Source organism: Huintestinicola sp. (assembly GCF_051882455.1).
GTDB lineage: Bacteria > Bacillota > Clostridia > Oscillospirales > Ruminococcaceae > Huintestinicola.
The window spans coordinates 21,984-47,204 of record NZ_JBJERV010000070.1 but is presented as its reverse complement, the minus strand read 5'-3'; the positions used below and the strand labels follow the sequence as shown (position 1 = coordinate 47,204).

The 25,221-nt window shown below is 48.8% G+C and carries 20 protein-coding genes, 2 tRNA genes and 1 other RNA gene; 18 read left to right on the top strand and 5 right to left on the bottom strand.

Annotated features, from left to right (window positions below; all coding sequences use genetic code 11):
* Positions 1–1,536, top strand: a complete 1,536-nt coding sequence (locus tag ACI4J0_RS09265; RefSeq protein WP_439765525.1) for an AMP-dependent synthetase/ligase — start codon at positions 1–3, stop codon at positions 1,534–1,536.
* A 109-nt stretch (positions 1,537–1,645) separates the two neighbouring features.
* The gene (locus tag ACI4J0_RS09260; protein ID WP_439765524.1) at positions 1,646–2,074 is read left to right on the top strand and encodes an SCP2 sterol-binding domain-containing protein; all 429 of its coding nucleotides are present in this window, start codon (positions 1,646–1,648) and stop codon (positions 2,072–2,074) included.
* Between the two features lie 358 nt (positions 2,075–2,432).
* Here ACI4J0_RS09260 and ACI4J0_RS09255 read toward each other — a convergent pair.
* Positions 2,433–2,510, bottom strand: a tRNA-Pro gene (locus ACI4J0_RS09255).
* Positions 2,511–2,802: 292 nt separating this feature from the next.
* Between ACI4J0_RS09255 and ACI4J0_RS09250 the strand changes: the two genes are divergently transcribed.
* Genes ACI4J0_RS09250 through ACI4J0_RS09230 form a run of 5 tightly spaced genes read left to right on the top strand, consistent with a single transcriptional unit; the run spans position 2,803 to position 9,283 of the window.
* Positions 2,803–4,923 carry a ComEC/Rec2 family competence protein gene (locus ACI4J0_RS09250; protein WP_439765523.1) on the top strand — a complete coding sequence of 707 codons (2,121 nt, stop codon included), beginning with the start codon at positions 2,803–2,805 and terminating at the stop codon, positions 4,921–4,923.
* Positions 4,911–5,990: a DNA polymerase III subunit delta gene (holA, locus tag ACI4J0_RS09245; protein ID WP_439765522.1), complete on the top strand. Its 1,080-nt coding sequence runs from the start codon at positions 4,911–4,913 to the stop codon at positions 5,988–5,990. The genes ACI4J0_RS09250 and holA overlap by 13 nt, the downstream gene beginning before the upstream one ends.
* Before the next feature lie 19 nt (positions 5,991–6,009).
* Positions 6,010–6,615 (top strand): toprim domain-containing protein, encoded by a 606-nt coding sequence (locus ACI4J0_RS09240; RefSeq protein WP_439765521.1) that lies wholly within the window; start codon positions 6,010–6,012, stop codon positions 6,613–6,615.
* A gap of 5 nt (positions 6,616–6,620) precedes the next feature.
* Entirely contained in the window at positions 6,621–8,081 is a 1,461-nt protein-coding gene (locus ACI4J0_RS09235) for an MBOAT family O-acyltransferase (RefSeq protein WP_439765520.1), read from the top strand.
* Positions 8,082–8,092: 11 nt separating this feature from the next.
* Positions 8,093–9,283 (top strand): DHHW family protein, encoded by a 1,191-nt coding sequence (locus ACI4J0_RS09230; RefSeq protein ID WP_439765519.1) that lies wholly within the window; start codon positions 8,093–8,095, stop codon positions 9,281–9,283.
* Between the two features lie 86 nt (positions 9,284–9,369).
* Here ACI4J0_RS09230 and ssrS read toward each other — a convergent pair.
* Positions 9,370–9,570, bottom strand: a non-coding RNA gene (gene ssrS, locus ACI4J0_RS09225) — 6S RNA.
* A gap of 99 nt (positions 9,571–9,669) precedes the next feature.
* Complete coding sequence (locus tag ACI4J0_RS09220; protein WP_439765518.1) at positions 9,670–9,972, bottom strand: DUF1292 domain-containing protein; 303 nt, start codon at positions 9,970–9,972, stop codon at positions 9,670–9,672.
* A gap of 1,952 nt (positions 9,973–11,924) precedes the next feature.
* Here ACI4J0_RS09220 and ACI4J0_RS09215 point away from each other — a divergent pair.
* The 4 genes from ACI4J0_RS09215 to ACI4J0_RS09200 all read left to right on the top strand — a co-directional run bounded on the left by ACI4J0_RS09215 (position 11,925) and on the right by ACI4J0_RS09200 (position 17,496).
* On the top strand, positions 11,925–13,982 hold the full coding sequence (locus ACI4J0_RS09215) for a dynamin family protein (protein WP_439765517.1): 2,058 nt from the start codon (positions 11,925–11,927) through the stop codon (positions 13,980–13,982).
* A gap of 14 nt (positions 13,983–13,996) precedes the next feature.
* Positions 13,997–14,971: a hypothetical protein gene (locus tag ACI4J0_RS09210; RefSeq protein WP_439765516.1), complete on the top strand. Its 975-nt coding sequence runs from the start codon at positions 13,997–13,999 to the stop codon at positions 14,969–14,971.
* A gap of 14 nt (positions 14,972–14,985) precedes the next feature.
* A complete protein-coding gene (locus ACI4J0_RS09205; protein WP_439765515.1) occupies positions 14,986–16,722 on the top strand; it encodes a dynamin family protein in 1,737 nt (578 codons plus the stop codon).
* Between the two features lie 168 nt (positions 16,723–16,890).
* A complete protein-coding gene (locus ACI4J0_RS09200) occupies positions 16,891–17,496 on the top strand; it encodes a hypothetical protein (protein ID WP_439765514.1) in 606 nt (201 codons plus the stop codon).
* A gap of 119 nt (positions 17,497–17,615) precedes the next feature.
* Here ACI4J0_RS09200 and ACI4J0_RS09195 read toward each other — a convergent pair.
* Positions 17,616–17,692 (bottom strand) — tRNA-Arg (locus ACI4J0_RS09195).
* A gap of 151 nt (positions 17,693–17,843) precedes the next feature.
* Between ACI4J0_RS09195 and ACI4J0_RS09190 the strand changes: the two genes are divergently transcribed.
* The 4 genes from ACI4J0_RS09190 (at position 17,844) to ACI4J0_RS09175 (ending at position 20,656) form a co-directional block, all read left to right on the top strand.
* On the top strand, positions 17,844–18,917 hold the full coding sequence (locus ACI4J0_RS09190; protein ID WP_439765513.1) for a branched-chain amino acid aminotransferase: 1,074 nt from the start codon (positions 17,844–17,846) through the stop codon (positions 18,915–18,917).
* 73 nt (positions 18,918–18,990) lie between these two features.
* Positions 18,991–19,683, top strand: a complete 693-nt coding sequence (locus tag ACI4J0_RS09185) for a DUF3592 domain-containing protein (RefSeq protein WP_439765512.1) — start codon at positions 18,991–18,993, stop codon at positions 19,681–19,683.
* A 4-nt stretch (positions 19,684–19,687) separates the two neighbouring features.
* On the top strand, positions 19,688–20,056 hold the full coding sequence (locus ACI4J0_RS09180; RefSeq protein ID WP_439765511.1) for a DUF4186 domain-containing protein: 369 nt from the start codon (positions 19,688–19,690) through the stop codon (positions 20,054–20,056).
* Between the two features lie 84 nt (positions 20,057–20,140).
* A complete protein-coding gene (locus ACI4J0_RS09175) occupies positions 20,141–20,656 on the top strand; it encodes a helix-turn-helix domain-containing protein (protein WP_439765510.1) in 516 nt (171 codons plus the stop codon).
* A 118-nt stretch (positions 20,657–20,774) separates the two neighbouring features.
* Here the strand turns inward: ACI4J0_RS09175 and ACI4J0_RS09170 are convergent, their stop codons facing one another.
* Positions 20,775–21,683, bottom strand: coding sequence for a mechanosensitive ion channel family protein (locus ACI4J0_RS09170; RefSeq protein ID WP_439765509.1), 909 nt, complete (start codon positions 21,681–21,683; stop codon positions 20,775–20,777).
* 223 nt (positions 21,684–21,906) lie between these two features.
* Here ACI4J0_RS09170 and ACI4J0_RS09165 point away from each other — a divergent pair, with 223 nt between their 5' ends.
* From ACI4J0_RS09165 to ACI4J0_RS09155, 3 genes are all read left to right on the top strand, one after another.
* Positions 21,907–23,556 carry a methyl-accepting chemotaxis protein gene (locus ACI4J0_RS09165; protein ID WP_439765508.1) on the top strand — a complete coding sequence of 550 codons (1,650 nt, stop codon included), beginning with the start codon at positions 21,907–21,909 and terminating at the stop codon, positions 23,554–23,556.
* A gap of 61 nt (positions 23,557–23,617) precedes the next feature.
* Complete coding sequence (gene prmA / locus ACI4J0_RS09160) at positions 23,618–24,595, top strand: 50S ribosomal protein L11 methyltransferase (protein WP_439765507.1); 978 nt, start codon at positions 23,618–23,620, stop codon at positions 24,593–24,595.
* A gap of 220 nt (positions 24,596–24,815) precedes the next feature.
* A complete protein-coding gene (locus ACI4J0_RS09155) occupies positions 24,816–25,175 on the top strand; it encodes a hypothetical protein (RefSeq protein WP_439765506.1) in 360 nt (119 codons plus the stop codon).
* Positions 25,176–25,221 lie beyond the last annotated feature (46 nt).

Genomic DNA, 25,221 nt, shown 5'->3' with positions numbered 1-25,221 from the left:
ATGAATAAGGAATGCGTAAAGAATTTACAGCAGCTTGTTAAGGAAGCAGCCGCAGAGTACGGCGACAAGGTCTTTCTCAAAGAGAGACAGGGCAAGGATATTTCCGAAAAGTCCTTTAATGAGTTTTATGATAACGTGCGCCGCATATCCGCATATGTTATGAGCAAAAAAACGGGGGAGGAGGCTCTCCACGCCGCAGTTATCGGTCCCACAAGCTATAACTGGCTCGTGAGCTACTTCGGCACAGTTTCCTGCGGAGGAGCCGCAGTTCCTCTTGACGCACAGCTTCCCTGCGAGGAGATATGCGACCTTTTAAACAGAGCGGACGTCAGCATTTTCTTCTTCGACAAGAGATATGAGAAGATGCTGCCTGCGGTGAAGGCTAACTGCCCCGGAGTAAAGGAATATGTAAGCTTTGACGATATCCCCGCTCTCCTTGAGGCAAACGCTCCCGCAGAGCTTCCCGAGATCGACCCCGAAACCCTTGCGGCTATCGTCTACACCTCGGGAACCACAGGCAGGAGCAAGGGCGTAATGCTCCTTCACAGAAATCTCATCGACAATGCAATGTGTCAGGACAACGAAAGCTCACCCGAGGACGTTGTAATGACCGTCCTGCCCATTCACCACATCTACTGCTTCACCTGCGACATTCTCTGCTCTCTGAGATACGGCGCAACCCTCTGCGTAAACGACTCAATGCTCCATATCCCTCAGAATTTAAAGCTTTACGCACCCACCCTTATGCTTATCGTTCCCATGATCGCAGAGACTATCTACAAGCAGATAAAGGCGGCTTCTGCGGCAAATCCCCAGATACCCCTTGCAGCTCTTGCAAAGGGCGTTTTCGGCGGCAGGCTCCATACAATTTACAGCGGCGGAGCATATCTTCGCCCCGAGCTTCAGAAGGCATATATCGATATGGGCATAAATATGGCGCAGGGCTACGGTATGACCGAGTGTTCGCCCCGAATTTCCACAGCTGACCCCACAGACCATTCCTGCAGCGGCGACGTTGGAGTTATAGTAAACGGCTGTCAGGTGAAGATCGAGGACGGGGAGATACTTGCAAAAAGCCCCTCGGTAATGGCAGGCTATTACAAGGACGAGGCTGCCACCGCCGAAGCCATAACTCCCGACGGCTGGCTCAGAACAGGCGACCTGGGATATGTGGACGATAAGAACCGCATTTTCATCACAGGCAGAAAGAAAAATCTTATTATCCTTGCAAACGGCGAGAACGTTTCTCCCGAGGAGCTGGAGAATAAGTTTGCAGGCAGAGACTTCATTTCCGAGGTGCTTGTCTACAGCGAGGACAATGTCATCACCGCGGAGATATTCCCCAATGCGGAATACTGCAAGGAAATGTCCGCCGAGGATATAGAGAAGCTGTTTGCCGACACTGTAAAGGAAATAAACAAGACTGTCACCTCCGCAAAGCAGATCCACCGTCTGCGTATCAGAGACGTTGAGTTTGACAAGACCACCTCAAAGAAGATACGCAGAAATCAGTCCGTACAGGGCAGACAAATCTGAAGCAGGTTGTGCCTGCAGCCACCTCGTCAGTGTATCTTGTGAGGAAAGTTTAATATGTGGCTCGGTACGTTTATCTGCAGTTCAAATCTTAATTTAAGGGGAAAATAAAATGACCTACGAAGAAATTTTTGAAAAGTCAAAGGAGCATATCCTTTCTCAGGCTCCCGAGGGACTTGAAGGCCATCTTGCCGTTCAGGTAAACATCATCGGAGAGGGTCAGGGCGCATTCTACATCGAGCTTTTAAACGGCAAGGTGTATGTTGAGCCTTACGAATACTACGACAGAGACTGCATTTTCATCATCACCGCCGAGGACTTCCTTGCTATCTGCGAGGGCACCTTAGACCCCGTTGCCGCATTCACCAAGGGCAAGCTCAAGATCGACGGCAGCATTGACAAGGCTCTTGAGTTTTCGAGAATAGTTGAGAATGCAAAGAAAAATGCCAAGAAGCCCGAACCCGAAGCTCCTGCAAAGAGCGAACCCAAAACTCCTGCAAAGAGCGAAGCAAAAACCGCACCCAAGTCACGAAAGAAATAAGACAGAGCAGTATATTACCCGAAGCCTGCATTTTATTGGCAGACTTCGGGTATTTTTTGTAAATATGTCTTGTTTTTCTGCTGAACTTTTTGAGTGAATATTTCGAAGAGGAGGCTCCTGCGGTAACTGTTGTTCCCGAAGATGAAGCTGCGGCAGAATCCGAGACCGAGCCTTCGGATTCGTCTGAAGAAAGGCAAGGGCAACCGATGAAATAGTCGATATGCTCCACATCAACGAAAAATATTGCCGTCAGGCTTGATTTGTTCCGATTTGACCAAAATTTGACCAAAGCCCATGATCTGATATAAGAATAACCTCTCCAATGACGCATTACAGCCATTTGAGAGGTTATTTCTTATGGTCGGAGTGACGGGACTTGAACCCACGGCCTCTACCACCCCAAGGTAGCGCTCTAGCCAAACTGAGCTACACCCCGACGCATTATAATATGTTTTCGGGAGCTCTCTCCCGACGACTATTATATTATATCACAGACAAAATCATTTGTCAAGCATTTTTTGAAATTTTTACGGGAAATATCGCCTGCCGAAAAACGGCTTGCCTGCGATAAATCAGACGATTATGAACTCTCGGGATAATTTTATTTACATTTTGGAAATAATGAAAGCTAAGCCTTTGCTAAGGAATGCTCTCCTCCTTGACATTTTTTCCTATAATATGGTATAATATCTCCGACAGCGTTACTAAAATTCGGGGAAGGATAGGCTATGACACGTAAAGCGGCGGTTTTTGGACTGGGATATCTTTCAGGTCTGCTATTGGCATCGTTTCTTGCCTTGTGGCTGTCGGGCATAGCGGGCGGCGTGCTTCTGTGCTTCGGCGCATCGGTGATGTTCATTGTCCGCCCCGAAAAAAGCGGACGTTTCTTTGCATTTTCTGCAGCAGCGTTTTCCTGCGGCGCGGGAATGATATTATACAGCGGCTATGACGCATTTGTGTATCGTGATATCGTCTCCCGAAGCGGCATGACCTTCGAGGGCAGCGCAATTATAAAGGACGTGAGAGTCTATTCCGAGGACAGCGCCTTCTGCACAGCACGAGTGGAATTTCCCGACGGAAAAAAGGCGGATATCGGCTGGTACTCAGATGACAGCGATGTGGTCAGGGGAGACAGGGCATATCTCTGCGGGACCCTTTATGCCCCCGAAAATACAGACTTTTTTAATTCCGCGGACTATTACCGTTCACGGAATATCTTTCTTCTTTTAGATACGGACACCGAGGAATATTTCCCGAAGGAGCATAATATTTTACGCACCCTTCGCGATATCCGCCAAAATGCCGCACAAATTATCCGCAGATACGTCCCCTCGGACGAGGGGGAGCTTCTTATCGGAATGATATTCGGCAGCGATGAGTGGAATATATCATCGGAAGCGGAAAAATGCCTGTACCGCTCGGGGGTGGGACACATTGCCTCCGTCTCGGGAATGCATATGGCAGTTGCAGCAGGTATAGCCTCAGCCGCAGCCGCTGCCCTGTCAATGACCAAACGGGGAAAGCTGCTGCTTGTGACGGCAGTGTGCCTTGTGTTCACCCTTGCCGCAGATATGGGCGTGTCGGTGAGCAGAGCCTTTATAATGACCATGCTTGTGTACTCGGCAGAGCTTTTCAAAAGGCAGAGCGACCCCTTGTCATCGCTTTCCATAGCCGCCTTTATCCTTACCGCAGGGACACCCTTTATCGTCCGTAGCCCGTCTTTTATGCTTTCATTTTCGGGAGTGTTCGGGGCGGCTGTTCTTGCTCCTTTTGTTACGGAGAATGTGAAAAAAGCATATGAAAACAGGTTCGGCAGGAAAATGGGCGAAGGGGCAGGGCTGACAGGCTCTGTGCTGACGGCTGTGTGCGCTTCTGCGGCGGTAATACCCGCGTCAATGCTCTGCCTTGACCGGCTGTCTGTGGTGTCACCGATAACAAATCTCCTGCTGTCCCCGTTTTTTACAGCGGCAATGATGATAGCTATGACGGGAGCGGTGCTAACTTTGCTGCCTTTTTCCTGGCTCTCGGGCGGACTTTTCCTTGCGAGCGGAGCCATATGCCGCCCCGTGCTGTGGGCAGCGGAAAAAATAGGCTCACTGTCCTTTGCGGCGCTTCCTTCGGGGACCGAGATAGCCCCTCCCATAATAGGGCTTGTGATAGTTTCCGCGGGAGTATCCGCCCTTGTTATGAAAAACAGGTCGGCGGCGATACTTACCGTTTCTGCGGCGGTGTTTTCGGGAGCGGCGGCAATAACGGTCTACAGGGCTGTTCCCTATGAATACACGAGGATAGCGCTGCTTACCGAAGGCAAAGGCTGCGTCCTCATAATATCCGAGGGGCAGTATTCGCAGATATTTGATTTTATGGGAAATAAGTCGAGCGTCAGAGCGGCTGAGCGTTATATTTCCCGAAACGATACGGGAACGGTGGGAATGGTTTTTCTGTCCCGAAATCCCGAATATTCCGCTCCTCTTTACAAAAAGGCGTTCCCGAATGCGCAGATAGTTTCGAGGGACGAAAATATCGGCTTGACATATGAGACGGAAGGTAATATAATTAAATTCGGCGGCGTAACCTGCCGTCCATATAAAGAATACTCCATAATTGAAGCAGGGGGAGCGGAGATCATCTGCATTGACCGCAAATGTGCCCCGCCCGATAAAAGCTTCGATATGTGTATCTGTAACTGCACCGCAGATGTGCCTGTACAGGCGGATATTTATGCGGTAACTAACAAGAATTACAAGGGTCTGCTTCCTGCAGATGAGATCATCATAAAAGGCGGGGGAGAATTTGCTGCCCACGGCGGAGAAATATATGTGAGAGAGGATAGAAAATGGCTTCGATAAACGAAAAAGAGCTTTCAAGGATAATAAAAAACGGCGAGCTGTCGGGAGCCTACTACCTCTACGGCACCGACCGCTACAGCATTGAAAAATACTGTCGGGCAATGGTTTCAAAGACGGTAAAAAAGGGCGATGAGACCTATAATCTCCACCGTTTCGAAGGGCGAGACCTTGATGTGGAGGGGCTTGTCGAGGTCTGTGACGCATTTCCCATGTTTGCGGACAAGCTGTGCATAACTGTCAGCGACCTTGATATGGAGGAGGAGACCAAACAGCGGCAGGGTCACAAAAGCATAAACGCCGACCGCATGAAGCTCCTTACCCAAGCTGTCTCGGACATTCCCGAGACCACAGTGCTTATTTTCTACACTCCGAATATTGACGTCTGCGGCGGAAAAAAGAAGCCCACGGCAAAGAACAAAAAGCTTATCGACCTTGTGGCAAAGCACGGCACGGTATGCGAGATAAACGTGAAAAGCAGAGCGGAGAATATAAAAATGATATCCGCACTTTTATCAAAGCAGGGCTGTACCATTGACGAGCGTGCGGCAGGAATGATACTCGACCGCTGCGGCGGCGATATGAACATGGCAGTAAACGAGACGGACAAGCTTGCCGCATATTCAAACGGGGGACATATCACCGAGAATGACGTATCGCTCCTTACCCCCGACAGCTCCGACGCAAAGTCCTACGACCTTGCAAACGCCGTTGCCGCAGGGAATATGAGCCGTGCAATGCAGCTTTACAGCGAGCTTACAAGCGACCCCGAAAATACCCCCGTGTATCTTCTCTACGTCCTTGCTGGCAGTATGAACGACCTTTACCGGGCAAGGCTTGCCCTTGACAGCGGCAAGACCATAGGAAATGTCATGCAGGATTTCGGCTATGCCGCAAATCTTGAATTTCGCGTAAAAAACGCCTTTTCATCTGTGAGAAAAACAAGCACAGGGAAGCTGAGACGCTGCCTTGAGATACTTGCGGACGCGGATATGGCAATGAAAACAGGCGCAGGAGACCCCGAGGTGATACTTGAAAAAGCCATCGTCTCAATGCTCTCGGAAAGATGATACAGAAGGAAGAATAATTTTGATAAACATAGACAAGGCTGTGGTTGTGGAAGGAAAGTATGATAAGATAAAGCTTTCCTCGGTCATAAACGGCGTAATAATCTGCACCGACGGCTTTCAGATATTCAAGGATAAGGATAAAATGAGCTTGATCCGTCATTATGCGGAGAAAACGGGCATAATAATCCTGACCGACAGCGACAGCGCAGGCTTCAAGATAAGAAATTACCTCAAGGGCGCGATAAAAAACGGCAGCATCACAAACGTGTACATTCCCGATATTTTCGGCAAGGAGCGGCGAAAGGCAGAGCCTTCCAAGGAGGGCAAGCTGGGTGTCGAGGGAATGAGCGAGGAGATACTTCTTGAGGCATTCCGCAGGGCAGGAGTGTCCTGCACCGAGGGGGAGAAGAAGCCCGGCAGCATTGACAAAATGCTCCTGTATGAGCTGGGGTATTCGGGTGCGCCCGACGCGTCTGTGCGGCGCCGAGAGCTTCTGAAAAGTCTGGGACTGCCCGAGCTTATGACCACTTCCGCCATTGCGGATATACTTAATACAATGATGACCGCCGATGAGCTCAGAGAGATAACGGCAGAGCTTAGCGGCATATACGTGAAGGGAGACTAACCGATTTGGTTTTTTCGGAGCTGAGCTTTTTATATTTTTTCCTCCCCATAGTAATGCTTTTGTATTTTGTTTCCGGCAATAAGCTGCGAAACATCATCATCTTCATTACGGGACTGCTTTTCTACGCCTGGGGAGAGCCTTTTTATGTAATAATAATGCTGCTGTCAACAGCCATAGACTACACCGCAGGCAGGCTGATGGACAAGTACGATGACGATAACAAAAAAAGGAAAATATGCCTTATCGTATCGGTTTGTATGAACGTGGGGCTACTTGCGGTGTTCAAATACAGCGATTTTATTTTTGACAGCATAAACGGTCTGCTGGGAACGGAGCTTACAAATCCCGTTGTGCTTGTAAACCGCGCACTAAATAAAATATACCCCTTCGGGCTTAACGAAAAGCGTGTGGACCTGCCTGTGGGCATATCCTTTTTCACCTTCCAGTCCATGTCCTACACCATCGACCTGTATCTGAGAAATATCAGCGTTCAGAAAAGCTTTCTGAATTTCGCCTCCTACGTTTCCCTCTTTCCCCAGATAGTTGCGGGACCCATTGTCAGATATGAGCATGTGGCAGGGGAGCTGGAGTCCCGTTCTGTGACGGTACCGAAAATAAGCGCGGGAATTGCCCTGTTTGTCAAGGGACTTGCAAAAAAAGTGCTCCTTGCAAATAACGTGGGAGCAATATGGTCCGAGGTCAAGGCAATGGATTACGGACAGATATCCGCGGCTACAGCGTGGCTTGGAATACTTGCCTTCACCTTCCAGATTTACTTTGATTTCTCGGGATATTCGGATATGGCGAGCGGTCTGGGAAAAATGCTTGGCTTTGAATTTCCGAAAAACTTCGACCACCCATATATATCAAGATCGGTCAGCGAATTCTGGCGCAGGTGGCATATCACTCTGGGCAGCTGGTTCAGGTCATACGTCTATATCCCTCTGGGCGGCAACCGCTGCGGGGCGCTCAAGACCTACAGAAATCTTTTTATCGTCTGGGCGCTGACGGGTCTGTGGCACGGCGCAAGCTGGAATTTCGTGCTGTGGGGACTTTATTTCGGCGTGCTGATAATAATCGAGCGGCTGGGCTTTGGCAAGGTGCTTGAAAAGCTGCCCTCGGGAATAAGTATGCTCTATACCTTCCTGGCGGCGGTGTTCGGCTGGGTGCTTTTCGATACGGATACCCTCGGGGACGCAGGGCGGTTCATTGCCGCAATGTTCGGCGCAGGGGGAGCGGCAGTGGACGGATATTTCAAATACACTCTCGTTTCAAACTGCTTCCTCCTTGTGATGTGCATACTCATCTCGGGCGGCATCGGCAGCAGGATAGCGGAGTACGCAGAAGGAAAAAGCAGGAGCTTCAAGGCTATATCCACAACCGTTCTGGTAACGGGCGGACTTCTCCTCTGCACCGCCTATCTGGTGGACGCTTCCTACAATCCGTTTTTGTATTTCAGATTTTAAGGTGAACGCATATGAGTAAAAATAAAACTGCAAAGACCCGTTCAGCCGCCGACAAAGCCCGCAGTACAGAGGTCATAACCTCAATTGTCACCGTGCTGCTGTTTTTCGGCATACTGACGGGACTTGGGCTTGCAACGGTATTTTCCGAAAAGGAGAGCTTTTCGGAGACCCAGAACAGAAAGCTTGCGGATTTTCCCGAGCTTACGGGCAAGAACATCTACAGCGGCAAATTCACAAGCGGGGTGGAGGACTACATTTCCGACCATTTCGCAGGTCACGACGGCTGGATAGCCGCAAAGACCGCCGCTGAGCTGCTTACGGGAAAAAAGGAGCGAAACGATATCTATATCCTCGAAAACAGGCTTGTGGAGAAGATACCCGAGCCCGATATGGAAGAGGTGCAGAAAAGCATTGACGGCATAAAGAAATTCGCGGCGGACAACCATATCGCGCCCTATGTGATGATAGTCCCCACCCAGGCGGAAATTTACAAAAACGAGCTGCCTGCCAATGCTCCGAACCCCGACCAGCAGGCGTTCATAAATGAGGTGTACGCACAGCTTGAGGGCAGCGCCGTGCCCATTGACGTGTACTCCACCCTCAGCGCCAACAAGGACAGCTATATCTACTACAGAACAGACCACCACTGGACGACCCAGGGCGCATTTCTCGCCTACATTGCCGCCGCGCGCAAGATGGATATAATGCCCCTTACCGAGGGCAGCTATGATATTGACCACGCCTCCGACTCCTTTAAGGGAACGTTCTATTCCAAGGTGCTTTACGAGGGGATAGAGCCCGACAGCATTGACCTGTGGCTCCCTGCGGACAGGGGAGAGGAGCCCGAGGTGGAGATATATTCCACCTTCGGCGCAGAGCCCGAGCTTCATGAGGGAATGTATTTCAGAGAGTATCTTGAGGTCAAGGACAAGTACAGCACATTTTTCGGTACAAATCAGCCCATGGTCACAGTCCGCACGGGAAACGAGGGCGGAAAGCTGCTTGTTTTCAAGGACAGCTATGCCCATTGCTTCGTACCCTTTATGACCGGGCATTTCAGCGAGATAACCATGGTAGACCTGCGCTACATTCAGATGTCCTACAAGGATCTGATTGACGTTTCCCGCTATGACAAGGTGATGTTTTTATACAATGCGTCCACCTTTATGTCGGACAGAAATCTGAAAAAGCTGATGTATTAAATCAATGTGCCCCTCATCGCCATAAACGAACAGGGGCACATGTTAAAAAAACAGCTTCGGCAAACGCCGAAGCTGCACAGTTTTCAATAAATACCGCCTTGCCGCCATGTGGCGAATAAAACCCGCACAAAGCAGGTGGGCAACAGCCCTTCGTTTTCACGCTCCCTGCGTCCGTTGGTCCGCACATCTAATGCGGCGGGAGGTCTGCAATCCGCCGAAGGAGACTGAATCCCTAAATAAAAGTGTTGGATTATAAAACCACACTTTATCGGTCAAGGCAGAATTCTTTCTGTAATTGTAGTATATCACAAACGAAATGAAAAATCAATAGAAATTTCTGTTAATTTTGCACGCCGAAATTTGTAGAAATACTATAAAAAACGGGATTATTCCTCGTAGGTCTCGGAAAGTCTGTCCATAAAGATCTGACCGATCCTCTCGTACTCGGCGTCATCGTCAATGGAAGCAAGAGTTTCCTCGCCGTTTTCATCTTCCTCGCTGCGGAGAATAACAAGCTCGGTGTCAGCCTCGACCATATCCTCGGGATTTTCATAATAAGGAACGAGAGCATAATACAGCTCGCCCTCATCGGTCTCATAGGTGTCCATAAGCTCGAAGGTCTGCTCAACGCCCTCTTCATCTACCAAGGTGTAGAGATCGGCGCCCATATCTTCAAAATTTTCAGCCATTTCCGAAACCTCCTGTTGTTTTTATTATTGTATATGCGCCCACAGGCGGGGTTATTCGGGAAAAATTCCCTGAATATGCCTGCCGTAAGACGTCTCAACATTTTTATTGTACCACTATTTACTCAAAATGTCAATATTGAAAATTCATAAAAATAATGCACAAAAGATATGCACTATTTTATCTCAAAAACTATTGACTTTTGCTAAAGAGTGTGGTATATTATTATCAAGGAAAGGGAAAGACCGGAAAGTAAGCCGAAGGGCTGAAGGGTTTCCCGGATCCCGAGAACAGCAGGCTTTCATCGTAAAGTATTCTGCATAAAAGTTTGGAAAGGAAGGCGAGTCCGATGGCAGACATTACAGAGCAGCAGTTTTCTAAGGGAATGTCCCACAGTGGCTCGTTTATACGGAAGGGCTTTTGAGAAAAACTGACGGGGAGTTTAAAGGCAATGTGGTTTAACCACTCACTCCGATTTATAAAACGAATAGTTTTTCAAAGTCTTAAAGGTCATAAATGTTGCGAGCCGCGATCATCACAGAATGATATGCGGTATTTTTATACTCTCTTTACTGTGACGGACATTCCCAAGATCAAAGTGAAAGGGATAATTCCGATGGAGTAAAGGGAATTTTTTTCGGACTTATATGACAGCGCAGACAGGCGACAGTTAAGCTTATCGGCTCCGCCGTCCGCAGGTGCCGGGACGTTCTTCCCCCGGTCGGCAGTGACATATCCGAGGCGGATGCTTAAAATCCGAAAGGGTTGATCGCTATGAAAATGAGGTATTGTTATAAAATTTCGTAGGATTGGAGTGAGTCCGACAGGTAATTAAGCTTTACCGCGAATAGCCGAAGGGCTGCGGCAGGAATGGATAATTTATTCCGAAAGGGATTGGTTACAATGATCACGAAAGGCTACCACGATCTGAATATTTGATAACTAAACCAAGGGAGTGAGTCCGACAGGTAATTAAGCTTTACCGCGAATAGCCGAAGGGCTGCGGCAGGAATGGATAATTTATTCCGAAAGGGATTGGTTACAATGATCACGAAAGGCTACCACGATCTGAATATTTGATAACTAAACCAAGGGAGTGAGTCCGACAGGTAATTAGGTTTTCCGCAAATCGCTGAAAAGCGGCGGCACGATGAAGATCATTCCGAAAGGATCGATTTTATATGATTTGGACATGCCTTACCGAATATTAAAAATATGGGAGTGAGTCCGATGGCATGAGAAAATGCCTGTGTCCGACAAGGACATTACAATTGTATAAAAATCTGAGATGATAGGTTGAGAGTCCGATGGAAAAGTAATTTTTCTTCACTAATCAAAAAATCTGTAGATATGGAGTGTTTCCGATGGCACGATAATGCTGCCCCGAATACCAAAATCTTATGATATGGAGATCAGTCCGATGGAAAGTTAAGTTCTGATTTTATCTTCAAAATTTTAAAATCCGGAGTGAGTCCAATGGATCGCTGAATCGTATCCGCATGATAATGCTTTATATAGATAGGCTTTTCGATGTACTGTACTACTGTAATGAAATGAGTGATGATATATGAAAGTTATCACCGAACGCAGAATGAACGCTATGTTTTGAACTACAGGGAGTGAGACCGCCTAACTATTTAAATTAAATATCGGAAATTTAAGAAGTCCCGTAATGTCTTGCGGGGCTTCTTTTTTGTGTATCCGGTAATCATTTTGTAACCTTTTTCCTTTCCGAAAATGTAAACAGAGGCAGATTTGTATAAATCTACCAAAAAGAAGTCTGGGATTTTTCTGTTTTACAGCTTGTCTCTCATTGACTTTATTAAGAAAAATATGATATAATATTATCAATATGGACTGATATTTTTCTGCGGTCTGTGCACCGGGACTATCAGACTGCGTTATATAAATACCGCATCGGGACTTTGTGCGGAATAATCACAGGAGGTTTATAATGGAACAACAGACTTATGATTTTGCGAGCTATACCTCGTTTCGGGAAACTGTCAACGACCTGACCGATTCCCTTGAGCAGCTCAAAGAGTATGCGGCTTCCCTCAATCTGGAAAATACCGCCCGCTCCATAGGGGATATTATCGAAAAATCCGCCGGCGACCATTTTGAGGTAGCTATCGTAGGCGAGTTCAAGAGAGGAAAGAGCACCCTTATCAACGCCCTGCTGGGTCAGGAGGTGCTGCCTGCGGACGTTCTTCCCGCAACCGCTACCCTGAACCGTGTTACATACAGCAAGGACCCTTACGTGGTAGTTGAGTATAAGGACGGCTCCAGCGAAAAGGTCGATATCAACCACCTTGCGGATTATGTCACAAAGCTTTCCTATGAGTCGGAAAAAAAGGCGGAGACCGTTAAGGAAGCCACCGTTTACTATGACACCGACTTCTGCAAAAATCACGTTGACATCATAGACACTCCGGGTCTCAATGACGACGAGCAGATGACCAATGTAACCATGTCTATCCTTCCCGAGATAGATGCTGCCGTTTTCGTTATCAGTGCAAATTCGCCTTTTTCACAGTTCGAAAAGGAATTTCTCGAGAATAAGATGCTCACAAGCGACCTGGGTCGTATCATCTTCGCCGTAAACTGCTTCGGCACCTTCTCCAAGGAGGACGAGGACAGGATAGTCGAGACCGTTGAAAAGCGTATCTGCAGCTATGTAATGGATAAGGCAAAGAAGGTCATGGGCGAAAATTCCAAGGAATTTGCCGTTTACAAGCGCAAGATAGGCAAGCCCAAGGTCATCGGCGTATACGCTAAGAAAGCCCTTATCGCAAAGGAAAACAAGGACGAACAGATGCTCCTTGAGAGTAATTTCCCCACCTTTGAAAGCGTTCTTGAAACAATGCTCACCAAGGAGAGAGGCTCCATCACTCTCCAGATACTTGCAAACAAGATAATCAGCTCCGGCTCCGAGATAATCAACTCCATCGTTATCCACGAGAACGCTCTCGTTATGGAGACCGACGAGTTTATGGAAAAGTATCAGCTCGCCATCGAGGAGATCGAGGAGATACGTACCAAAAAGCGTGAGGAGTTTGTCCGCATAAACAACGCTGCCAACAAGGTTTTCGAACAGCTGCAGCCTATCCTTGACGATTACTGGGTAAAGATCGAGGAGACCGCTATGCAGGTGATCGACGATTACCAGATGGCAGGGGAGGACCTCAAGCGCGAAAAGCTCAAGATAGTTTACGAGAAGCTCACCCAGAAGATCAAGGAAAATATCGAGAACAAGGCTCAGCTCATCTGCGAGCAGATCCAGAACGATATCAACGTTGGACTTTCCGAGGAGGCTGTACGTCTCCAGTCCTTCCAGGACGAGTTCTTCGAGTCCTTAAACCGTATCCAGGAGCTGTTCTCCGTTCCCGCAAAGCATAACCGTAACGGCGGAGTTGCCGACAGCATTATCGGCTCCGTTATCGGCACAGGCGGTATCGGCGGACTGTTCATCGGTTTCAGAGAAGCAGGCGTGAAGGGCGCTCTTCTGGGCGGTCTTACGGGTCTTACCACATGGCTTGCCACCTCCTTCCTTCTCGTTACCACCGTTGTTGGCGGAGCATTCCTCACCCCCGCAGGTATCTGCATTATGGCTCTCGCAGGCTTTGCAGGCACATTTACGGGCAAATTCGCAGTTGACAAGTTCCTTGTACAGGAGCGTATCGACAAGTTCAAGGTGAATATGAAGGCAACTGTCAAGAAGCAGTTCCACGAAATGAAGATCAATTCCGACTTTACCGAGTCTGTACGTCAGCAGGTATATAACTCCTTCTCGGGACTCAAAGCCCAGATCGAGCAGGAGACCGAGATAATCCTGAAGGATACTCAGAAAACTCTCGACGACCTGAACGATGTCAAGCAGCAGAAGAAGGTCATGTCCGACAACGAGAAGATCAGGCTCCAGAGCATCGCCGAGAATGTGGGCGGTATGCTTGCGGATACCTATAATCTCCACAGGGCTCTCACCGAGATCCTGTCCGATGATGAAGAATAAGGGGAGGGCAGGCAATGACAGATTCTTACAATCCTCTTATGGATATAAACACGTCCTTCTGCGACTATCTTGTTGAGCGCACACGTTCCTATCAGGAGCACGTGGTGGGCGGCACCCTTGACTACGCATTTGACGACGATTTTGCAATGCGCCAGAAAATAGGCGGCATTTCGGGCTGGTCAAGGCTTTATAAGGCTATCGTCAGCAACGATATCCCCGGACGCTTCAAGAGATATTTCCAGAGCAGCGACAGCGCAGGCTCTATGCAGTACGCAAAGGCTTACGAGGCTGCGAAAAAATGCAGCGAGAGACTTCAGATAAGTCTCCCCGTTGTTCTCGTGAGAAAAGCGGGCGAGGTCCCCGAGATAATGTCTATGGCGGGCGAGGGCATCGAGCCTTGTATCGTTATGACAAGCGATATTGCGGAGACTTTTTCCGCAGATGAGCTTTGCTTTCTTGTGGGCTGCGAATGCGGCAGGCTCCAGAACAGGCATTCGGCATTCAACTATGCCTTCACCTATCCCGGCATAAGCAGGGGAGACACCTCCTCAGACTCCGAGAACGGCGGCAAAAGCAACGTCAGAGAGCTTAACTACGTTCTCAACAAGTGGATAATCTCGGGAGATATCACCGCCGACAGAGCGGGCATAATCTGCCTTGACAACCCTTCGGATTTTCCGCAGATATACGCTTCAATAAGGAAAAAGGGCGTTCCCGATTCTTTCGGAAACGTTAACAAGGAAATTGACATAAACGCAATACTGAAGCACTATGAAGCCCTCCACATCACTCCCGTCAGGGACCTTAATATGGACGGCTGCTCTCCCGATGAACGCCGTATTGCTGCGGCTATGGAATTTATCGGCTGCGAGATCCTTTACATATGGCGCCCCGACCTGTCCTCTCCGTCAGGCCACGTGGGCAGCAAGCAGTCCCTTGAGATCCGCTGCGATATCATAGCAAATTCCGACAGCGGACATTCTGCGTAAAGGAGGAGCCTCAGATGGAAAAAAATTACGATAACGCCGCCGCTGATATAGCGTTTGTCAGAGGCGAGCTGTCCAAGCTTGTAAGCGACCCGGAGCTTGTGGCGATACTGGGCGACGAGGCTGTGGAGAGAATGTCCAAGTGGGACTCCATTATCGCAAATAAAATGGATCAGCCCTTTTCTCTTATGGTCACAGGCGATTTCAAGCGCGGAAAAAGTACGATAATAAACGCTATCCTGGGACGTTCCATTGCCCCTGTAAACGTTGCCCCCGAGACCTTTACGGTCAACTGCATCTCCTACGGCGAGAGACCTTCGGTGGAGGCTGTGCTCAAAAACGGGAAAAGAGTCACCCTCACTCCCGACGATCTGAGCCGCGACCGGCTTTCCGACCTGATGGATTTCTTTCCGGGTGAGCTTGACTTTGTTGATGTTAGAAGCGACGCTCCCATCTTAAAGGAGATACAGATAGTTGATACCCCGGGTCTCAGCGACCTTGACGATCTGGACAAGCAGGTAAAGGACTTCCTTATCAAGGCGGACGCGCTTATCTACGTGGCTTCCGCTCTGTCGCCCTTTTCCGAGTCGGAGCAGTTCTTCATAGCCGAGCATATCGTTCCCCAGAATTTCAGCAAGATCTTCGTACTTGTGAATATGATAGACGCTATGGACTCTATGGAGGACATTGAAAAGGTCGTGGGACGTATCCGCGAGATATGCTCTCAGATAATCCCCAACGCCGAGGTCTACGGCATAAGCGGCATTGACGAGTACCGCAGGAAGATAGGTCTCAACCGCCCCGACATCAAGGGCTTCCAGGATTATTACGAAAACCAGTTCCTTAAATTCGAGCTGGCTCTTTCCAGAGAAATAATCGTTCAGAAGGACACTATCCGCACTCAGAGAGTGTTCTCCATGCTCAGACTCATGCTCACAGACACCCTGAACCGTCTCAATATGATAAGCGATATGATGAAGCTGGACAGGGAAAATCTGGACAAGCTCTCTGTCGATTTTGAGCGGGAATGTACCACCCTTGCGGCGGCTCTCGAGAGCCAGAAACCCAAGATAATCCTGTCCATCACCGAGATGATGCAGGAAGCGGAGCACTGGATGTACGAGTTCTTCACCAAGCTCAGAGAGGACATTCTTGCCTGCCGCACCACCGCCAAGGACGAGGACGTGGAGAGACATTTCTACTCCTACCTTATGGACAAGGTGGGCGAGGCATACAGAAAGTGTCTTGAGATACATCACTCCCGTCTGAACGACGTTATAAACGATATGGCAGCCGAGCTTTCCAGAAAGCTGGGTATAGCAAACCTTGCAGGGGCAAGGATATCCTGCAGCGAAACGGTCAATGTCAACACCTTTGTGGCGGATAAGATAAGAGAGGCTGCTTCTCAGGGCGCAGACCGTGAAATGGGCTTCCCCTCCACCACAATACCCTTCTTCAAGAATATTCTTAAAAAGAAGCAGCAGTCCGAGATAATCGACTCCGCTCTGGAGAATTATGACGACATCAGAAACAACACCATCAAGGATCTGAAGGTGTGCTACAAAAACCTTGAGGAATTTGCTGCGTCCCAGCTTGACGAGATCTACCGCACTCAGGTAGAGGTGGGCAGGGAGACCGTTGCGGCGGCAATGGAAATGGCTAAATCCCGCAAGGATTCCGAGCTTCTCAGCAGAAATCTTGAAAAGGCTTCGGAGATCGTTATCGGCGCAGTTTCGGTGCTGAAAAAATATTGATATACGGCGGCAGACAAAAAAATTGTCTGCCGCATTTTACTATGGTAAAGTGGATTTATACAGAAATTTAAAAATTAAGTATATGCAAAATTACCATTGCAATTTATGGAAAGGTGTGATATAATATAGAATAGCTTTTTTATACGCTAATGAAGGGAGGGGCTGTTTATGTCTTTGAAAAGGTACCATACATTGTATCCTTACAGCATTTTCAGAGCGCAGATAGTTTTCAAGAATGTTGCCCCTCCCGATGATAAATGGGCGGAGGGAGTCCTCTGCCGTGACCCCGAGGGGGCTTTCTCTATCATAAACCGAAAGGCGGGGGAGGGTGTTTATGCCCTTGACCCCGTGTTCATCGACACGCTGGGTATGGCTTCGGGCTTTATGGACGGCAGCAAACGGGACATTTTCGAGGGGGACATTATCCGCATATGCCGCTTTTCGGGCGGTTTAACGGAGAATGTGAAGCCTGCAGAGATCGTTTCCGATGAGCAGGAGGACGAATTGCCCGAGCGCACAGTCTATGCCGATATCCCCGAGGAAGCGGAGGAGCTTTCCCGAATTGAGGGCGTTGTGTTTATGAACGGAGGTACCTTCTGTGTTCAGTTTTACGACGAAGCTTCAAAGACCCTTAACGCTATGCCCCTTTATATGTTTTTCGGCTTTGATATGCTGCCTGCCGAGGGCGCGGCTGTGAAGGTCATCGGCAATATGTACGATGATGAGGAGCTTTTTGCAAAAACTCTCAGGCTTTCGGATAATGCACAGAATTAGAACGGACTGCTTTCCGCATTTTTGCGGTGCAGTCCGTTTCGTCCTTTAAAATAATAATATAAAATGATAAAGAATAAAGATAACAAAAAAAGTCCGTAAAACGGACTTCAAATGGCATATGGCGTCCCCGGCGGGATTTGAACCCACGGCCTTTCGCTTAGGAGGCGAACGCTCTATCCTGCTGAGCTACGGAGACATTTTTCCTGTGACTTGTATATTATACCACAAAGAAATAAAAAATGCAATAGGTTTTTATATAACTTTTACTTGAAAATTTCGGGAGAATATGGTATAATTATATAAATTTAGGTTTATAGCCATTTTTACATAAAAGGAGTATGTTTAATATGGAAATCAAAATCACCAAAACCACATCGCCCAAGGCTAAGCCTGCTGATGAGTCCAAGCTTGGTTTCGGAAAGATCTTCACCGACCATATGTTCCTTATGAACTATGATGAGGGACAGGGCTGGCACGATGCAAGGATAGTTCCCTACGGTCCTATCCCCATGGAGCCTTCCTCCATGTGCCTCCACTACGGTCAGGCTGATTTCGAGGGACTCAAGGCTTACAGGACCGAGAGCGGCAGGATACAGCTTTTCCGCCCCGAGCAGAATATGGCGAGAATGAACGTGTCCAACGACCGTCTCTGTATCCCTCAGATCGACGAGAAGTTCTGCGTTGAAGCCATCAAGAAGCTTGTTGAGGTGGACGCTGACTGGGTTCCCCATCAGTACGGAACATCTCTTTATATCCGTCCCTTTATCTTTGCCATCGACCCCATGCTGGGCGTTCACCCCGCAAAGCACCTTATCTTCTGCATTATGTGTTCTCCCGTTGGCGCATATTATGCGGCTGGTCTTGCTCCCGTTAAGATTTACGTTGAGCAGAATTATGTAAGAGCCGTAACAGGCGGCACGGGCTTCACAAAGGCTGCCGCAAACTACGCTATCTCCCTCAAGGCTCAGGAGGAGGCTGACAAGGCAGGCTACGAGCAGGTTCTCTGGCTTGACGGCGTTCACCGCAAGTACATCGAGGAAGTCGGCGCTATGAACGTATTCTTCGTTCTTGACGGCGAGGTCATCACACCCAGCCTTGACAGAAAGTCCATTCTCGGCGGTATCACAAGAAAATCCTGCCTTGAGATACTCAGACACAAGGGCTACAAGGTAACCGAGCGCGACCTTGAGATAGACGAGCTTATCAAGGCATATGACGAGGGCAAGTTTGACGAGGCATTCGGCACAGGCACCGCTGCCGTTATCTCTCCCATCGGCGAGCTCAAGTACGGCGACAAGATAATGACTCTCAATAACGGCGAGATAGGTCCCGTTTCCCAGATGCTGTACGATACCCTCACAGGTATCCAGTGGGGCAAGACCGAGGATACATTCGGCTGGACTGTTCCCGTTATCGGCTAAAGCTTACAGATAGATCAACAATTGCCCGCATCTTCCCCAAACGGAGCCTGCGGGCATATTTTATGGAGGAATTATGGAGCGTTATAAGTGGAGCTTTCCTTTTAAAATTATCGGCATAGTATTTTTTCTGTTCGGCGCTGCCTTTCTGATAGTTCCCGTGATAAACATTGCAGGCTGGTCGGAGTTCGAAAAGGACGCTGTGCCCGTTACCGCCAGGATAATTGACATTGATACTCACACGACCCGAAGAAGCAATAGTCATAAGAGAACCACATATCACGATGTTTACATTGAGTATGAATATGAGGGCGAGACCTATTCGGAGGAGCTCGATCACTACACCTCGGGAATGAGAGAGGGCGATGAGCTGGAAATACTTATCGACCCCGATGACCCTTCAAAGAACCGCAGTGAGCCTTATCTTTTTTCGGGGATAATGGCGCTTTTCGGTCTTATATTCGGCAGTATCGGAGCGGCATTCCTGATACACGAGATCAAAAAGGGCAGATACATAAACGGGCTCATTGCCGAGGACAAATTTATCTATGCAAGTTACTCACACGAGGAGAAGGCTAATGTTACGGTGAACAACGTGCGGTATAACCAGGCGGTATTTGTTTATGAGGACGGCTTCGGCAGGAAGCTGATTTTCAAGAGCGAGCCGTATCACCCAAATTCCCGACCGTATATTCAGGGCGACTCTAAAAAGGTCTATGTGGATATGGAAAATGATCCCGGGAAGTATTACGTTTCAAGAGAGAAGTGAGGGTATGCAGACCGTTGATGAAGCGCTTATGAAGCTGAAAAGGTCTGATTTTCGGGCGAGGTTCCATCTCTCCCCGAAGGATATTGCATACATTGACAAGGTGGGGACAGAGACTGTCCGCAGGCATTGCGCCGACTTTATTGCAAGCCGTCTTGCCCCTGCGGACATACCCAATGACGGCAGGCAGACTCCCATGAGGGGGCACCCTGTCTTTATCGCTCAGCACGCCTGCGCCTGCTGCTGCAGAGGGTGCCTTGAGAAATGGTACCGCGTTCCAAAAGGCAGGGCGTTGACAGAAAATGAGCAGGAGAGGATAGTAAGGCTCCTTATGACGTGGATAGAGAGGGAATATTATAGACATACAGCGGGATAAGGGCGAAAATACGTTATTCCCGCAATATGTCCTGTACATTTTTTGCTCCGTCTGATATGATGTGGATTGAAAGGAGGTCCCGAATTGGATCAGAAGAAGATCGGCAGCTTTCTCAGAGAGCTGCGGAAGGAAAAAGGGCTCACCCAGGAGCAGCTGGCAGAGCTGACAGGCGTTTCCAACAGAAGCGTTTCGCGCTGGGAAACGGGGACAAATCTGCCCGACCTGGATATTCTCATTCAGCTCGCAGATCACTACAATGTGGAGCTGCGGGAAATTTTAGACGGTGAAAGGAAAGATGTACAGATGGATAAGGAAACACGGGAAACTGTTCTCAAGGCGGCTGATTACAGCAATATGAGTAAAATGGATTTCTCAAGGAAGGTTTTATATTTCTTCATTGCAGGTCTGGTCGCAGACGCAGGATATATGATACTGCTTTTCTCGGACGCAGGTGAGAAATTTGATTTTCTTTCGGGGCTGTGTCTCGGTATAATGACCGGTGTGCTTATTCTGGGCGTGATATATAATTCACGTTATATGTCAAAGCTTCGTGCGCTGAAGCTTCGTCTGCTGGGAAAAGCTCCCGATGGGGAAAAGTGATCTGATTAAGCAAACAAACCGCCTTGTGAAGATAAACGGCTTCACAAGGCGGCTTTTTGTGCAATGAAACAAATATTTTGAAAACGCTTGACAAATTGGAATAAATGTGCTATAATTGTTATACAGCCTTTGAGGTATGCTCCTTGATATCAACGTCAAGCTTGGAGTAGGGTATCTCGATGCCGTTTTGGTCAAAGGCGGTCTTCACCTGCTCGATAAGGTCGAAATAGACTGTCCAGTAATCGGAGGTCTTTGTCCAGACCCTTACGGTGATGTCAACGGAGCTGGCGGAAAGGTCGGAGACGCGGACAAAGGGCGCGTCCTGAGTCAGGATAAGCTTATGCTCGGCGATAACGCCGCTTATTACCTTTATCGCTTCTCTGTGATCCTCCTCGTAGGCGATGCTGAATTTCAGGTCTACGCGGCGCTTATCTTCACGGCTGTAGTTGATGAGAGTATTGCCCGATATCATGCTGTTGGGAATGTAGATGACCTTGTTGTCAACGGTGAGGAGCTTGGTGGAGAGGATACTGATATCCTCCACGGTGCCTTCATTTCCGTTGGTGCTTATAAAATCACCCTTCACAAAGGGCTTGTTCATAAGGATCAGAAAGCCGCCTGCCACGTTTGAAAGGCTGTTCTGCAGGGCGAGGGCTACGGCTACGCCTGCTGCGCCTATGGTGGTGACGATGGAGGTCATGGGTATTCCCAGAGTTGACAGGGTGATGACTATCACAAAGGCGGTGAATACAATGCCTATAAGGGAGCGGAGAAAGCCCTGTGCGGTCTCGTCCATACGGCTCCTGCCCATTGCCTTGTCGATGATGTGGAGAAGTATTTTGGCGATTATCTTGCCCACGATGTAGATTATTATGGCTGTTACCACTGTGGGGAGATAGGCTATGAGCGCATCGGAAAAGCTTTTTAAAACTGTGCTGTCAACTGTGCCGCTGGAAACCGCTTCAATTACGTTTTCTGCCTCGCTGACTATGGCGGGGGCGGTGGTTTCTATAACTGTTTCTTCCATTATTTGGGTTCGGTCCTTTCTTAAAAATATCCAAATAAAATTATAATGATTTTTCTTTGCGCACAAGTGGATAAAGTGTGAAAATATATCGAATAAAAATTGGTCGAAATATTATTGCGCGGGGAATGGGGAATTTGCCCCGACTCTTGACGGTTTCGGGAAAATGTGCTATAATTTCAGTAAATATGCATAAAAATTTTTTTACAGGAAAGACGGGAATAAAATGAAAGCCAACAAATTAAGCGCACGGCTTATGACAGCTTTTATCGCAGCGGCGGCTGTTATCGGGATAACGGCGTTTGTATCTGTGAGAGCGGTCAGGGGGCTTGAAGGATATTGCGCCGAATGTTCGGAAAGCTATGCCGCACGTGCTGCCGAAGTTTATGCGGCGAGGGACAACATACTCGGCGCCGAACGGGATATCCTGGCGGCGCTCTCATCTTCGGACGGCTCTGCTGCGGAGGAGTATATCAGTGCGGCAAGGAGCGGGCTCAATGCTCTTGAGGACAGTCTGATAAATGACGGGGAGGATATATGGAGCTCTGCCGCACCTGTTGAGGAGCTTATCGCCGCTTCACAGGTGAGGGACGCTGTTTTCGGAAGTGTGAGCAGCGGAAATATGAAGATCGCACGGAATGTTTTTTTCAGCGAGTATCAGCCCAAGCTTCTGGCGGCGGCGGAGTATACGGACAGCCTTCTTGCGGAGCTTTCGGCGGAGGGTGAAGACGCTTCCGCTCAGATATCGGCACGGGCATCAAAATATGCCCGCGTATGCGTGGGGATAGGGCTGCTGGGCATATCGGCGGTCACGTTTATTGCTTTGTTTATTGACAAAAGGCTGCGGGAGAATGCGGTCGAGGAGCCTGTGGACGAGGCTGTTCCCGAGGACAAGTATGAGCTTGTTTCTCCCGAGGCTGAGGAGGACGAGCGCCTTGCGGAGGCGGAGGAGACCATCTCTAACGCTGTGAACTGCCTGAACATTCTTGCAGACGGCGACCCCGACGCTGCGGCAGACGGGGAATATCCGTACAGGTATGAAAATGTGCTATCTGCGATCAGGAAGATGAAGGCGAGACTCAGATTTATCGGCGCTCAGATAAACCGTGCGGCGGAGTTTGTTTCGGCGGAATCGGTTAGGGTATCGGACAATGCGGAGGAGCTTTCCGCTGCCGCTCTTGAGCAGGAAACAACGGCGGAACAGCTTTCGGACAGCTTTGCAAGGATATCGGAGCTTATCGGTCAGAGCAGAGTATCCTCAGAAGATATGGGCAGCCTTGGAGCGAAAAGCGGCAGGCTTATGGAGGACTGTGCCCGTGAGCTTAATAATGCGGAAAATTCCCTTGAAATGCTCCGAAAAAGCGCCGAGGAGATGGAGGGGCTTGCTAAGGCGGCGGCGGACATTGCCTCACACGCAAATATGCTGGCGGTGAGCGCTGCTATGAACGCTGCAAAGGGCGAATGCTCGGGCAGGAGCCTGGCGGAGCTGGCTGACGAGGCAAGAAGTCTGGCGCTCAGGTCTGCCGAGGCTTCTTCGGAGGCGGCTGAGATAGTTAAGCGCTGCGGCGAGCGCATCGGTTCGGGTGCGGCGGCTGTTTGTGCTGCTTCGGCTTCCGCTTCGGAGGTATTCGGGCAGACGAAGGATATGTCGGGCAGGGCAGAGGCTCTTGAGGAGCTCTGCGAAAAGCAATCCGAGGCACTTTCGGCTGCAAAGGAATGCATGGACAAGATATCCGGCTTTGTTCTTCTGAGCAAAAATGCTTCGGAGGAATATGCCGCTTCGGGCAGAATGCTTTCGGAGCAGTCGGGGGCTTTGAAAAAGATAGTTCCCGGGCATTCCGAAACGGCTGCAGGTACTTCCGGCGAAACAAAATAAAGAACCCGTCTGATGCAATAAAAAATGAAAAATTAAAATGAACTTTTCGGGAGGAAAAAATATGAACTGGACTGAGGTAAATATATACACCACCACCGAGGGCATTGACCCTGTTTGCGGAAGGCTTTTAAATGTGGGCGTTACGGGCTTTCAGATACGTGACGCAAAGGATTTTGAGGATTTCCTCAACGACAAGACGGGCAACTGGGATTACATTGACGACGACCTTATGAATTTAAAGGACTGCGAGACCTGCGTTACCTTCTATCTTGCGGACAATTCTCAGGGTGCGGATATGCTGGCTATGGTAAAGACCGAGATGGCGGAGCTGGCGGCTATGGACAGCGAAAAGAAGTTCGGCAGGCTGGTATGCGAGCTTTCAAATGTCCGTGAAGAGGACTGGGCTAACAACTGGAAGCAGTATTTCAAGCCCCTTACCGTTGGCGAAAAGCTTGTTATCAAGCCCTCCTGGGAGAATTATGACGCTGATGACGAGAGAACGATCCTTGAGATAGATCCCGGCTCCTCCTTCGGTACGGGCAGGCACAACACAACTCAGCTTTGCCTTGAGCTTTTAGAAACTAATCTGTCTGAGAATGACAGGGTGCTTGATATGGGCTGCGGAAGCGGTATCCTTTCTATTGCGGCACTGCTTCTGGGTGCGGACAGCGCCTGTGCAGTGGATATTGACCTTAACAGCGTGAACATTGCGGGACAGAATGCACGGAAAAATCATATTCCCGATGACAGGTATATTACATATGCGGGAAATATCATTTCCGACGAGGAGCTCAGAAAGAAGATCGGCGGCGGATATCAGCTCATAACCGCTAACATCGTGGCGGACGTGCTTATCGCTATGGCTCCCATTTTCGGGGATTTCCTTGTTCCTCACGGAAAGATCATCATCTCGGGCATCATTATCGAGCGCTGTGACGAGGTCATGGCGGCTATGGAGAAAAACGGATTTATCCGCACTGAGCTTCGTGAGTCCGGCGGCTGGGCTGCGGCGGCTTTTGAGCGGGTGACGGCAGGCTGAGCCTGCAGCCACTCGTTCTATAGTTTGTTTGGGCGGCAGACTGTCGGCTCGGTAACGATACAAACATACTGACCGGCGGGTGATGACCCGCGGCGGCGGGGGGCGCCCCGCGGCGAGGTCGCGCTGTGAGTTGGTGCGGGTCGGGAGATTTGTTTCCGCGCCGTTAGATTTTGTATCGGCGCGTCATATCGGAATTAGAATTTGTAAAGGTATGCATATTATGGAAAACAGCAGATTTGTTACTTATACGGACAATGACCGAGAAACAGTAAGAAAAGGAATATCAGAAATTGCGAGAATATTACTTGGAACGGACACAGATAGAAAGCTTAGTATGTTATTATGTTTAGATTGGTTTATGGATCCGTACTATAAGCAAGATATAAGCAATATTCATGATGATTTGGTAAATCTATTACAAACAGTGATTATCTCAGCATATGAAGATGATGTTATTGAAGATGCAATTGATTTGCTGACAAGTTATGAATTACCCCCGTTTCCAATTATTGAGCAAAACAGAAACCTGATTCCACAGAAATTTCAAGATGATATAACCTATCTTTTAGAAATGAAATAAAAATAAATTCCGATTTATCGAGCTGTTGATATTCATGTCGGCGCGG